We start from the raw sequence: 12,213 nt of genomic DNA on the forward strand, positions 1-12,213 counted from the left end.
TTACCCTGACGCAATTCGGCACGGAAAACCGCTCCACACTTTCCTGGAATTACTAAAAAACAAGGCGGCGGCGACCTCCGGTCGCTCTTTGCCTTTGACGCGAAACGGATTAAGAAGCGGCTCAGCCAAGCTTTTGCGCGCGGAGCCAGCCATGACCGAAATCCTGCAGACCCCCAAGCTCGTCGTCGTGTTCGGCGGCTCGGGATTCGTCGGCCGTCATGTCGTTCGCGCGCTCGCCAAGCGCGGCTATCGCATCCGGGTCGCCTGCCGGCGGCCCGACCTTGCCGGCCATGTGCAGCCGCTCGGCAATGTCGGCCAGATCCAGCCGGTGCAGGCCAATGTGCGCGTGCGCTGGTCGGTCGACCGCGCCGTTCAGGGCGCCGACCACGTCGTCAATCTCGTCGCCATACTGCATGAGAGCGGCCGGCAGAAATTCGGCTCCGTGCACGAGTTCGGCGCGCGCGCCGTCGCCGAGGCCGCGCGATCGGTCGGCGCCGGCCTCGCCCATATATCGGCGCTCGGCGCCGACCTCAACTCGCCGTCGGGATATGCCCGCACCAAGGCTCTCGGCGAGAAAGCAGTGTTCGAGACGGTGCCCGACGCCGTCGTCTTGCGGCCCTCGATCAATTTCGGACCCGAGGACGCCTTCTTCAACCGCTTCGCCAACATGGCGCGCTTCTCGCCCGTGCTGCCGCTGATCGGCGGCGGGGAGACGAAATTCCAGCCGATCTATGTCGGCGACGTTGCCGAGGCGGTGGCACGCTCGGTCGACGGCAAGGTCGAGCGTGGCCAGACCTATGAGCTCGGCGGCCCGCAGGTGTTGACCTTCAAGGAATGCATGCAGGAGCTGCTCGCCGTTATCGACCGCAGACGCCTCCTGGTGCCGGTGCCGTGGTGGGTGGCCAATATCCAAGCCTCGATCCTGCAGCTGTTGCCCAATCCGCTGCTGACCAAGGACCAGGTGCTGCAGCTGCGCGAGCACAACGTCGTCTCCGAAGCCGCCGCCAAGGCGAACAGAACGATCAATGGCCTCGGCATCCAGCCGCAGGCGATCGCCGCGATCCTGCCGAGTTATCTCTGGCGCTTCCGCGCCGCCGGCCAGTTCCAGCAGCGCCGGCCGATCGCCGACCGGTAGACTGTTCCCGATCGGGACCCGTTCCAATCAGGCGCGGCGGGAAATCTGCATCGGCAGGCCGCCCTGCGGCTGCGTGGTCAGCTTCTGCACCGGCCATGGCCGAGTTTGTGACGTTACGTCGAAACGGAAGCGCGACAACAGGATGGCCAAAGCAATGATCGCCTCCTGCATGGCGAAGCTGGCGCCGATGCAGACGCGCGGCCCGGCGCCGAAAGGCAGATACTGGAAGCGGTCGATCCGTTCGCGGTTCTCCGGATGGAAGCGCTCCGGCATGAAGGCGTCCGGCCTGTCCCATAGCTTGCGATGACGATGCACCACCCAGGGCATCACCAGCACGGCGGCGTATCTCGGGATATAGAGGCCGTTCCAGGTCTCCGGCTCGATCGGCTCGCGATTGATCGAGGGCGCCGGCGGATAAAGCCTCAGCGCTTCCTCGAAGGCGGCGCGGGTGAGCGGCATGGCGTCCAGCCACCTTGTCGGATCGGGCTCGCGCGCCAACACCGCATCGATCTCCTGCTCGACCTTGTCGCGCTCCCAAGGCGCTTCGGCGAGACAGTAGATCGTCCAGCCGAGCGCGCGCGCCGTGGTCTCGTGCCCGGCGCCGATGAAGGTGATGATGTTGTCCTCGACTTCGGCGCGGGTCAGGCCGTCCGGCCCCTCGGCTTTCAGGAGTAGCGTCAGGAAATCCTGCGGCACGCCGTCGGGATCGCGCTTCAGCCGCTCCTCGCGCATTTTCACCGTGTTGGCAACGATGTTGCGGAAATAGGCCATGGTCTTGCGGCCGCGGATGCGGGTCAGCCGCGGCAGCCATTCCGGGGCGCGCAACAGGTCGAGCGGATCGACCCGGCCCATGGTCTCGAACAGGCGGTCGATCTCCTTGGCGAAGCTGCCGGGCTCGCCGGCGATCTCGCCGGAAAACAGCGTCTCGGCTAGGATATCATAGGTGAGCATCGTCATGTCGCGGGCGACGTCGGTCGTACCGCCGGCCTCGTAGCGGGTGGCGAATTCCAGCGTGCGCTTCAGCATCGGCTCGGCGAAACCGAAGATGTGGCGCGGCGTGAACACCGGCGCCATCGCCTTGCGCGAGCGCTTCCACACCTCGCCCTCGGCGGTGAGCAAGCCGTCTCGCAGGATCGGGCGCAGGATCAGCTGGCGCACCGTCGCCATCTTGTAGTTCCTGGCGTTGTCGATCAGCACGTGGCGGATGAGGCCGGGATCGTTGGCGATGACCAGCGGCCCGCCGATACCGGTCACCGAGATCCAGGGCTCGTTGTAGGTATGCTCGCCCCACAGCTCGAGCGGGTTGCGGTAGACGATGCGCATCATCTCCAGCGTCGAGGGCGGCTGGGTGCGCGGCTTCGGCGCAGGCGGCACGAAGGGGGCGGGCTTTGTGTCCATCGGATGCTCCGCTACGACGGCAAATGTAATGCGCGGCAAAGCGGGCGTCCATGTGACCGAACGGAAAGCCCATGGAGAGACCGCCTCGCCTGAATGTGAACGGCGCCCTTCGATGGCTGCTTGTTGACGGTGACCGGTTCCTTTAGTCGCCAACGGATACCGTCAATCGAGGAGCCACCCGTGAAGCGCCAGTTGAGCATCATCATCGGCAGCACGCGACCGGGACGCGCCGGACCGATCTTCGCCGAGTGGCTGGAGGGGTTCGCGCGCGAGCACGGCAAGTTCGAGCCGGCGCTCGCCGACATTGCCGCCTTCAAGCTGCCGCTGCTCGACGAGCCGCATCATCCGCGCCTGCGCAAATACGAGAACGACCACACCAAGGCCTGGTCGAAGGCGATCGACGCCGCCGACGCCTTCGTCTTCGTGGCGCCGGAATACAATTATTTCGCCGCTCCGGCGATTGTTAACGCCGTCGACTATCTGCTCAAGGAGTGGCGCTACAAGCCCGCCGCCATCTTCAGCTATGGCGGGGTGTCCGGCGGCCTGCGCGCGGCACAGGCGCTGAAGCCGCTGCTGACCTCGGTCGGCGTCATGCCGATCCCGGAAGGCGTGGCGCTGCCTTCCTACAGGACCTTGCTCGACAAGGAGGGCGCGTATCATCCGGGCGAGCAGGTGCTGGGCGGCGCCAAGACCATGCTGGACGAGTTGTTCCGCTGGAGCGAGGCGCTGAAGGCGCTGCGCGCCGGCCTCCGGGCGGAATAGCAGACGTCCCGATATGACTGCTGCAACGCCGCGCTCGGGCGAGGCTTTCGCGCCGGCATAGCCCGCTGCCCGCCCCGCGCTTCCCGGAGTATCGCGCCCGGCCTGCCAACGGCCGCTCGCCAAGCCGGCAAAACGCCTGCAAACCTTGGAAAAACGGCCATTTGCGCCTATATCTAGGACATCAAAACGGCGCGATTCGGGACCATTTTTCCGCGCCGGATCAGCGACATCAATCAGACAGGTATTTATGAGCGATCAGACCGAAAGCGCCATTGGCGCGGAAGCCGAGTATGGCGCCGATTCCATCAAAGTTTTGAAGGGGTTGGACGCTGTCCGCAAGCGGCCGGGCATGTATATCGGCGACACCGACGACGGCTCGGGCCTGCATCACATGGTCTATGAGGTGGTGGACAACGCCATCGACGAGGCGCTGGCCGGGCATGCCGACCTCGTCTCGGTGACGCTCAACCCCGACGGCTCGGTGACCGTCATCGACAATGGCCGCGGGATTCCGACCGATATCCATCCCAGCGAGGGCGTCTCGGCGGCCGAAGTGATCATGACCCAGCTGCATGCCGGCGGCAAATTCGACCAGAACTCCTACAAGGTTTCGGGCGGCCTGCACGGCGTCGGCGTCTCGGTGGTCAACGCTCTTTCGGCATGGCTCAAGCTCAAGATCCGTCGCAACGGCGAAATCTTCGAGATGAGCTTCACGCACGGCAATGCCGACGCTCCGCTGAAGGTGACCGGCAGCTACGAGCAGGACAAGCGACCGGGGACCTATGAAGGCCGCAGCGGCAGCGAGATCACCTTCTTCCCGTCAGCCGAAACCTTCACCATGGTCGAATTCGACTACAACACGCTCGAGCACCGGCTGCGCGAGCTCGCCTTCCTCAATTCCGGCGTGCGCATCGTGCTGACCGACGCGCGCCATGCCGACCTCGTGCGCCACGAATTGCATTATGACGGCGGCCTAGAGGAATTCGTCAAGTATCTCGACCGGGTGAAGAAGCCGCTGATCGAGAAGCCGATCGCCATTCGCGCCGAGCGCGACGGCATCACCGTCGAGGTGGCGATGTGGTGGAACGACAGCTACCACGAGAACGTGCTGGCCTTCACCAACAACATCCCGCAGCGCGACGGCGGCACGCATTTGGCCGGATTCCGCGCCGCGCTGACCAGGCAGATCACCGGCTATGGCGAGTCCTCCGGCCAGACCAAGAAGGAAAAGGTTTCGCTCACCGGCGACGACTGCCGCGAAGGCCTGACGGCCGTTCTGTCGGTCAAGGTTCCGGATCCGAAATTCTCCTCGCAGACCAAGGACAAGCTGGTCTCCTCGGAAGTCCGGCCGGTGGTGGAAAGCCTGGTCAACGAGGCGCTGGGCACCTGGCTGGAAGAGCATCCAAGCGAAGGCAAGGTGGTGGTGGAGAAGGTGATCCAGGCGGCCGCCGCGCGCGAAGCCGCGCGCAAGGCGCGCGACATAACCCGCAAGAGCACGCTCGGCGTCACCTCGCTGCCCGGCAAGCTTGCCGACTGCCAAGAGCGCGATCCCGCGAAATCGGAAATCTTCATCGTTGAGGGCGACTCGGCCGGCGGCTCGGCCAAGGGCGGGCGCTCGCGCCAGAACCAGGCGATCCTGCCGCTGCGGGGCAAGATCCTGAATGTCGAGCGGGCGCGCTTCGACCGTATGCTCAGCTCCGACATGATCGGCACGCTGATCACGGCGCTCGGCACCTCGATCGGCAAGGACGAGTTCAACGCCGACAAGCTGCGCTACCACAAGATCATCCTGATGACGGACGCCGACGTCGACGGCGCCCACATCCGCACGCTGCTGCTCACCTTCTTCTTCCGGCAGATGCCGGAGCTGATCGAGCGCGGCCATCTCTACATCGCCCAGCCGCCGCTCTACAAAGTGACGCGGGGCAAGAGCTCGCAATATCTCAAGGACGAAAGCGCCTATGAGGAATATCTGATCGAGTCCGGGCTGGAAGAGGCTTCACTGACGCTCGCCTCCGGCGAGGTGCGGACCGGACAGGACCTGCGCGGCGCGGTCGACGACGCCTTGGCGGTGCGGCACCTGATCAACGGGCTGCACACGCGCTACAACCGCAGTGTCGTCGAGCAGGCGGCGATCGCCGGCGCGCTCAACGCCGACGTGCTCGCCGATCTCGGCCGCGCCACCGCCATGGCCGAACACGTCGCCAGGCGGCTCGACATGATCGCCGAGGAGACCGAGCGCGGCTGGAGCGGACGGCTGTCGACCTCCAATGACGGGTCGGGCGGCTATGTCTTCGAACGCACCGTGCGCGGCGTCAAGGACGCGGTCCAGCTCGATGCCGGGCTGATCAATTCGGCCGATGCGCGCCAGCTGGACCGCTATGCAGCGCGCCTGGCGGAAGTCTATGGCGAGCAGCCGGCGCTGCGCCGCAAGGAGACTTTCGAGCTCCTTTCCGGGCCGCTGGCGCTGCTCAACGCGGTGTTCGCGGCTGGCCGCAAGGGACTGACCATGCAGCGCTACAAGGGCCTTGGCGAGATGAACGCCGAACAGCTCTGGGAAACCACGCTGGATCCGAATGTGCGCTCGCTGCTTCAGGTCAAGGTGGCCGACGCGACCGACGCCGACAGCCTGTTCTCACGGCTGATGGGCGACGAGGTGGAGCCGCGGCGCGAGTTCATCCAGGACAATGCGCTGTCGGTGGCCAATCTGGATATTTGAGGACCGTGCCATCGGGCCTCTCAGCCTGCCGTCGGTCCGCCGTCCGTGGCGGATGGGGTGATCCGACCGGAACAGAAGGTCTCCTGAAACATTGTGACAGATCGATCACAACTTGTTTCAGGAGGTTTCGATGGGCCGCGGTATCTTGCTCTGGTTGCTCGGGGTTCCGATTCCGATCATCATTCTCATCATGCTTTTTGCCCGCTAGGAGGCTTCGATGCAGCCCACCCTATCGGCAACCGATGCTCCCGGTACGCTAGAATCCTCCGCCACCGCCGTCAGTTGGGGGCCGATCATCGCTGGCGCTTTCGCAGCCTCGGCTTTGACTCTCATCCTTACCTTGCTCGGCTCCGGACTCGGGCTGACGATGGTTTCGCCCTGGTCCGCGTCGAATCCTTCGGTCACCACCTTCGCGGCTACCACCGGCGCCTGGTTAATCGTCGTGCAATGGCTGTCGGCGGGCCTAGGCGGTTATCTTGCCGGGCGGTTGCGGACCAAATGGGTTGGCGTCCACACTGACGAGGTCTATTTCCGCGACACCACCCACGGCTTCCTTGCCTGGGCGCTGGCCACGTTGCTTGTCGCCGGTGTTCTCGGCTCGGTCCTGTCGGCTGCAGTTGGGACGGGCGTGCAGGCGGCATCCACTGTCGCGTCGGGCGCCGCGATGGGTGCCTCGGCAGGCGCGTCGGCAAACGCCAACGGCGCCTCGGTCGACAATGCGACATCGTATTTCGTCGACACGCTGTTCCGTCCGGCGGATGCGAGCAAGCTTGCAGCCGCCAATCCGCAGAACGACGCGGCGACCACGGCGCAAGCGTCTCGCATCCTGGTCGCAAGTGCCGCCTCCGGTGAGGTGTCGGCCGACGACAAGACCTACCTGGCGCAGCTTGTGACTGCCCGCACAGGCCTTCCGGAAGCCGACGCAAAGGCCCGTGTCGATGCGGTGCTTGCAAAGGTGGAGGAGGCTAAGACCAAGGCCAAGCAGGCGGCAGACACGGCCAGGAAGGCAACGGCCTCATTTGCCCTGATCGGCGCCTTGGCGTTGGTCATCGGCGCATTCATCGCCAGCGCTGCCGCAGCTCTCGGCGGCAAGCAGCGCGACGAAGACGAGGCGCTTTTCCTGTCCAAAGGCTAGACTGAACCATCCGGTGATTGAAAGACAAAGCCCGGCTCACGGCCGGGCTTTTCGGTCTTTGAGATGGCAAGCCGGATCAGTGATCGAAGGCCTTGACGATTTCCTCGGTCATCTTCTTGGCGTCGCCGAGCAGCATCATGGTGCCGTCCTTATAGAACAGCGTGTTGTCGATGCCGGCATAGCCCGAACCCAGCGAGCGCTTGACGAACAGGCAGGTGCGGGCCTTGTCGACGTCGAGGATCGGCATGCCGTAGATCGGGCTGCTCTTGTCATCTCGCGCGGACGGGTTGGTGACGTCGTTGGCGCCGATGACATAGGCGACATCGGCCTGGGCGAATTCGGAGTTGATATCCTCCAACTCGAACACCTCGTCATAGGGCACATTGGCCTCGGCGAGCAGCACGTTCATGTGGCCAGGCATGCGGCCGGCAACCGGATGGATGGCGTATTTTACCTCGACGCCATTGGCCTTGAGCTTGTCGGCCATCTCGCGCAGCGCGTGCTGGGCCTGGGCCACCGCCATGCCATAGCCCGGCACGATGATGACCTTCTGCGCGTTCATCATCAGATAGGCGGCGTCGTCGGCCGAGCCCTGCTTGACGGTGCGCTCGATGCCGTCGTCGGCAGCCGCAGCCGTCTCGCCGCCGAAGCCGCCGAGAATGACGGAGATGAAGGAGCGGTTCATGCCCTTGCACATGATGTAGGACAGGATCGCACCGGAAGAACCGACCAGCGCACCGGTGATGATCAGCGCCAGATTGCCGAGCGTGAAGCCGAGCGCCGCTGCCGCCCAACCGGAATAGGAATTCAGCATCGACACCACGACCGGCATGTCGGCGCCGCCGATCGGGATGATCAGAAGCACGCCGAGCACCAGCGAAGCGGCGACGATCAGCCAGAAGATTAGCTTGGATTCGGTGGTGACGAGCAGCACGATCAGCACCACGAGGGCTACGCCGAGCGCGATGTTGATCAGGTGGCGGCCGCCGATCATGATCGGCTTGCCGGACATGCGGCCGTCGAGCTTGAGGAAGGCGATGACCGAGCCGGTGAAGGTGATGGCACCGATCGCGACGCCGAGGCTCATCTCGATGAGCGCCTGGGCATGGATGTCGCCGGCCGTGCCGATGCCGAAGCTTTCCGGCGCGTAGATTGCTGCCGCCGCCACCATGACGGCGGCGAAACCGACGAGCGAGTGGAAGGCGGCGACCAGCTGCGGCATCGAGGTCATGGCGATGCGGCGCGCCACATAAGCGCCGACCCCGCCGCCGATGGCAAGCCCGAGCACGATCAGGCCGAAGCGGCCAGCCGAGGGCAGCGCCAGCGCCAGCGTGGTGGCGATGGCAATGCCCATGCCGATCATGCCGTAGAGATTGCCCTGGCGGCTGGTGGTCGGATGCGACAGGCCGCGCAGCGCCAGGATGAACAGGATGCCGGAGACCAGATAGAGGAAGGAAGCGAGATTGACGGTCACGTCACTTTTCCTTCTTCTTGTACATGGCGAGCATGCGCTGGGTGACGAGGAAGCCGCCGAAGATGTTGACCGAGACCAGCACCAGGGCGATGAAGCCGAAGCCCGCGGCAAGGCCGGAGGCCGCGATGCCGACGGCGAGCAGCGCGCCGACGACGATGACCGAGGAGATGGCGTTGGTGACGGCCATCAGCGGCGTGTGCAGCGCCGGCGTCACCGACCAGACGACATAATAGCCGACGAAGATCGCCAGCACGAAGATGGCGAAGCGGAAGACGAAGGGATCGATGGCGCCGCCCGAGAGCGCGTGCGCCGCGTTGCCGGCAGCCTCGGCGCCGGCGGGCGCATTGGCCAGATCCTGCACCGCGAGGCGTACGGCAGCCGTCGCCTGATCGAGCTGGTCGAGGGCTTTCTGCAGCTGTTCCATCACGCGGTCCCTTCTGGCTTAGGCGAGGGTGACTTGGCCGCGGCCCTCCTCCTGGGCGCCGGTTTCTTGTCGGCGGCATCCGCGACCAGGACCGTGGCCGGGATCGCAGCCGGCTCGGTGCGCGGCTGCCCGGCGGCCTTGGCGAAACTGGGGTGCACGATTTGGCCGGCATCGGTCAGCATCGTCGCCTTGACCAGCTCGTCATCGCGCTTGATGGCAAGGGTCTTCGTCGCCTTGTCGACCATCGTCTCGAGGAAGGCGTAGAGGTTCTTGGCATAGAGCAGCGAAGCGGATGCAGCGACACGACCGGGCACATTGAGATGGCCGACGATCTTGACGCCGTTTTCCGTCGTCACGACCCTGCCGGGTTGAGCGCCTTCGACATTGCCGCCGCGTTCGACCGCAAGGTCGACGATCACCGAGCCCGGCTTCATCGAGGCGACCATGGCGGCCGACACCAGCTTCGGCGCCGGACGTCCAGGGATCAGCGCCGTGGTGATGACGATATCCTGCTTGGCGATGTGCTCTGCGGTCAGGGCCGCCTGCTTGGCCTGATATTCCTTCGACATTTCCTTGGCGTAGCCGCCGGCGGTCTCCGCCGCCTTGAACTCCTCGTCCTCGACCGCCAGGAACTTTGCGCCGAGCGACTGCACCTGCTCCTTCACCGCCGGACGCACGTCGGTGGCGGTGACGACGGCGCCGAGACGGCGCGCTGTGGCGATCGCCTGCAGACCGGCGACGCCGACGCCCATGATGAAGGTTTTTGCTGCCGGCACCGTGCCCGCCGCCGTCATCATCATCGGCAGCGCGCGATCATATTCGGCCGCCGCATCGACCACCGCCTGGTAGCCGGCAAGATTGGCCTGCGAGGAAAGCACGTCCATCACCTGCGCGCGGGTGATGCGCGGCATGAACTCCATCGAGAAGGCGATGATGCCGGCACTGGCCATCGCGGCCAGCGCCGCATCGTTGCCGTAAGGATCCATGATGGCGATGACGGCCGCGCCCGATTTGTAGCCCTTGAGCTCGGCATCGGTCGGCCGGCGCACCTTCAGCACCACATCGGCGTTCTTGGCGTCCCCGGCAGTTCCAATCGTGCCGCCGGCGGCGGCAAATTCCTGATCGGTAATGCGCGAGCCCAGGCCGGCGCCCTTCTCGACGATCACCTCGAAGCCCAGGCCCGCCAGCCTTTTCACCGTCTCGGGCGAGGCCGCGACTCTCGGCTCGTTCGCGTCAAGCTCACGAGGGATGAATACCGTCTGCCCCACCGCATGATCCTTTCGGCTGGAACCTTGCTGCGCAAGGCGTCGGCCGGGACCTCCGGCGGAACGTCAAACGCAATGGCTTGGAAAGTCTACCGCAGAATGAAATAGCCGACGGCCATGATCACGATGAACAGGATGGTCGCCGAGAAGAAGCCGCCCGCGAAGAAGCCGAAGGCCATGGCCAGCAGAATGGCGGCGCAGACGAGTGAGCCGTATTTGGCCAGCGCGAGGAATGCGTTGTAGGTGCGATCATGTTCGGCATAGTCCATCTGCGCGCCCAGTTCGACAGGACCGGTCGGCGTGTGATCAGCCATAGGAATACCCCTTCGAAAATGCCTTCGAGGCACATAGCGAAAAGCCCGAGCAAGAGCAATGGCGCTATTGCCGCACGGCCGGCGACAACAGCCTCAAACGAAAGTTGAAATGGGCGGAAGCTAAAATTGCGATGGAGGCCCTCGCCGTGGCGAGGGGCGTCGTAGGCCTTTAAAGCGCGTCGCGCTGAATCGGATTCAGGCGAGACGCTTCAAAGCTCTTTTTGATGGGTGCCGTTGCCCAGAACCGCTGCACGGTTCCGGGCGAGATGCATTAGGCGGCGAGGTGCGGAAACAGGCCGAGCAGGCCGACCACGATCAGATAGAGCGCGACGATGTAGTTGAGCAGGCGCGGCATCACCAGGATCAATATGCCGGCGATCAGCGAGATCAGGGGCGTGAGCGCAAGCGAGTGGATGGTCATAATCGTACTCCTTCCCGTGAAAAACCCGATTTGAGCCGGCGACAAGCCTGGGGCAAGAATGCGGCGCCGTCGATGATCAGTGACGCCGGTACTCGTAACGCGGGAGCCGCGGGGAAGGTTCACGATGCGCGGAAGGACGCCCGTTCAGGCGGCATCGCGATAGTATTTGGCCGTCGGTACGATCGACAGAGGGGTGAGCCGGTTGATGGCCGGATTGGCGAACATCATCCGCTGCTCCACCGGCGTCGACTTGAAGAACGGGAAGCGGTCGAGCGTCTGGCGCAAGTTTTCACCGCAGGGGATCTCGAACAAGGCGATCGGCGCAAGGACACCCGGAAACACCTTGCCTTCTGTCCGCTGCACGGCATGGAAGATGCGGGCGTAGTAAGCGGAATGTTCGACCTTGACCGGCGTCAGCACGGCCGTCTGGCCAAAATAGCTGGAAGCCACCATGCCGAGCCTCAGCGTCAGGAAAGGCAGGACTCCGGGCGCGGGCGCGCTATCCGCGTCGGTTGCGAACCGGGTTCCGTCTATGAAGGTTTCTCCGCGGGCAAGCCGCTCGGCCAAGATTTCCGGATAGGCGTCGACGGAGGGCGAATAGGGGTGCTCGCGGGAAATGTAATGGAGCCGCAGCGTGCTGACCAAGTGGCCATCGAAATAGACGCCGAACCGGTAGGAATTCGGCAGGTTGTCCCAGCGATCCTCGAACATCCCGCTGGCGATCGGGCCGCACATGCCTGAGCGCAGGTAGGACTGATAGCGAAGGCGGTAGATCGCCTCCAGATCCTCGCCCCCCGTGATCAAACGATAATCGACATGCTCCAGCAATTGCATGATCGAACGATTCAGCGCCGAGCCAGCATTTGCGCCGGCGTCAGCCTGCGCATCGTTTCTTGCAGCATCCATCCTCAAGTCCTCGTATCCGCCTGTAAACAGGCTATTCGAGTCAAAATGAGACACAAGCCGAAAATTCGATACTGCTGGTTTACCTTCCGTTAACCTTAACAATGCGCCGGAACGGGTTGCGTGGAAAAGTCGACCGCACACTCGGACCTTGGCACGCATCCGATGTCAAGGAGTTCACAGATGCCATAGCTGAAAGGACTTGGCTGCCGCAGCTACCGGTAATATAAGGCATCAAGCTAAAAATACTTTGCCGTATTGAA

The 12,213-nt window shown here is 64.3% G+C and carries 11 protein-coding genes; 4 read left to right on the top strand and 7 right to left on the bottom strand.

Annotation, left to right across the window (positions count from 1 at the left end; genetic code table 11):
* The first annotated feature begins 151 nt into the window (after positions 1-151).
* Positions 152-1,135 carry a complex I NDUFA9 subunit family protein gene (locus EJ078_RS13040; RefSeq protein WP_067324180.1) on the top strand — a complete coding sequence of 328 codons (984 nt, stop codon included), beginning with the start codon at positions 152-154 and terminating at the stop codon, positions 1,133-1,135.
* A 27-nt stretch (positions 1,136-1,162) separates the two neighbouring features.
* Here the strand turns inward: EJ078_RS13040 and EJ078_RS13045 are convergent, their stop codons facing one another.
* Positions 1,163-2,533: a cytochrome P450 gene (locus tag EJ078_RS13045; RefSeq protein WP_067324178.1), complete on the bottom strand. Its 1,371-nt coding sequence runs from the start codon at positions 2,531-2,533 to the stop codon at positions 1,163-1,165.
* A gap of 180 nt (positions 2,534-2,713) precedes the next feature.
* On the opposite strand from EJ078_RS13045, the gene EJ078_RS13050 reads away from it, so the two are divergent.
* The 3 genes from EJ078_RS13050 (at position 2,714) to EJ078_RS13060 (ending at position 7,149) form a co-directional block, all read left to right on the top strand.
* Positions 2,714-3,295 (top strand): NADPH-dependent FMN reductase, encoded by a 582-nt coding sequence (locus tag EJ078_RS13050; protein ID WP_127215998.1) that lies wholly within the window; start codon positions 2,714-2,716, stop codon positions 3,293-3,295.
* A 247-nt stretch (positions 3,296-3,542) separates the two neighbouring features.
* The gene (gyrB, locus tag EJ078_RS13055) at positions 3,543-6,014 is read left to right on the top strand and encodes a DNA topoisomerase (ATP-hydrolyzing) subunit B (protein ID WP_127847062.1); all 2,472 of its coding nucleotides are present in this window, start codon (positions 3,543-3,545) and stop codon (positions 6,012-6,014) included.
* Between the two features lie 217 nt (positions 6,015-6,231).
* Positions 6,232-7,149: a hypothetical protein gene (locus EJ078_RS13060; protein ID WP_095776998.1), complete on the top strand. Its 918-nt coding sequence runs from the start codon at positions 6,232-6,234 to the stop codon at positions 7,147-7,149.
* Between the two features lie 76 nt (positions 7,150-7,225).
* On the opposite strand, the gene EJ078_RS13065 is transcribed toward EJ078_RS13060, so the two are convergent.
* The 6 genes from EJ078_RS13065 to EJ078_RS13090 all read right to left on the bottom strand — a co-directional run bounded on the left by EJ078_RS13065 (position 7,226) and on the right by EJ078_RS13090 (position 12,112).
* Positions 7,226-8,623 carry an NAD(P)(+) transhydrogenase (Re/Si-specific) subunit beta gene (locus EJ078_RS13065; protein ID WP_067324170.1) on the bottom strand — a complete coding sequence of 466 codons (1,398 nt, stop codon included), beginning with the start codon at positions 8,621-8,623 and terminating at the stop codon, positions 7,226-7,228.
* Between the two features lies 1 nt (position 8,624).
* Positions 8,625-9,047 (bottom strand): proton-translocating transhydrogenase family protein, encoded by a 423-nt coding sequence (locus tag EJ078_RS13070; RefSeq protein ID WP_067003367.1) that lies wholly within the window; start codon positions 9,045-9,047, stop codon positions 8,625-8,627.
* On the bottom strand, positions 9,047-10,315 hold the full coding sequence (locus EJ078_RS13075) for a Re/Si-specific NAD(P)(+) transhydrogenase subunit alpha (RefSeq protein WP_127214914.1): 1,269 nt from the start codon (positions 10,313-10,315) through the stop codon (positions 9,047-9,049). The genes EJ078_RS13070 and EJ078_RS13075 overlap by 1 nt, the downstream gene beginning before the upstream one ends.
* An 86-nt stretch (positions 10,316-10,401) precedes the next feature.
* Positions 10,402-10,626 (bottom strand): aa3-type cytochrome c oxidase subunit IV, encoded by a 225-nt coding sequence (locus EJ078_RS13080; RefSeq protein WP_095799174.1) that lies wholly within the window; start codon positions 10,624-10,626, stop codon positions 10,402-10,404.
* Between the two features lie 271 nt (positions 10,627-10,897).
* Positions 10,898-11,047 carry a DUF3096 domain-containing protein gene (locus EJ078_RS13085; RefSeq protein WP_067003359.1) on the bottom strand — a complete coding sequence of 50 codons (150 nt, stop codon included), beginning with the start codon at positions 11,045-11,047 and terminating at the stop codon, positions 10,898-10,900.
* A 144-nt stretch (positions 11,048-11,191) separates the two neighbouring features.
* On the bottom strand, positions 11,192-12,112 hold the full coding sequence (locus EJ078_RS13090; RefSeq protein ID WP_245456954.1) for a hypothetical protein: 921 nt from the start codon (positions 12,110-12,112) through the stop codon (positions 11,192-11,194).
* Between the last annotated feature and the right edge of the window lie 101 nt (positions 12,113-12,213).

Origin of the sequence: Mesorhizobium sp. M1A.F.Ca.IN.022.06.1.1, assembly GCF_003952605.1 — a bacterium.
Lineage (GTDB): Bacteria > Pseudomonadota > Alphaproteobacteria > Rhizobiales > Rhizobiaceae > Mesorhizobium.

Excerpts from the sequence above, each read along its gene's own strand:
- EJ078_RS13040 (WP_067324180.1), top strand. The coding sequence starts at position 152 with ATGACCGAAATCCTGCAGACCCCCAAGCTCGTCGTCGTGTTCGGCGGC.
- EJ078_RS13045 (WP_067324178.1), bottom strand. The coding sequence starts at position 2,533 with ATGGACACAAAGCCCGCCCCCTTCGTGCCGCCTGCGCCGAAGCCGCGC.
- gyrB (WP_127847062.1), top strand. The coding sequence starts at position 3,543 with ATGAGCGATCAGACCGAAAGCGCCATTGGCGCGGAAGCCGAGTATGGC.
- EJ078_RS13060 (WP_095776998.1), top strand. The coding sequence starts at position 6,232 with ATGCAGCCCACCCTATCGGCAACCGATGCTCCCGGTACGCTAGAATCC.
- EJ078_RS13070 (WP_067003367.1), bottom strand. The coding sequence starts at position 9,047 with ATGGAACAGCTGCAGAAAGCCCTCGACCAGCTCGATCAGGCGACGGCT.
- EJ078_RS13080 (WP_095799174.1), bottom strand. The coding sequence starts at position 10,626 with ATGGCTGATCACACGCCGACCGGTCCTGTCGAACTGGGCGCGCAGATG.
- EJ078_RS13085 (WP_067003359.1), bottom strand. The coding sequence starts at position 11,047 with ATGACCATCCACTCGCTTGCGCTCACGCCCCTGATCTCGCTGATCGCC.
- EJ078_RS13090 (WP_245456954.1), bottom strand. The coding sequence starts at position 12,112 with ATGCGTGCCAAGGTCCGAGTGTGCGGTCGACTTTTCCACGCAACCCGT.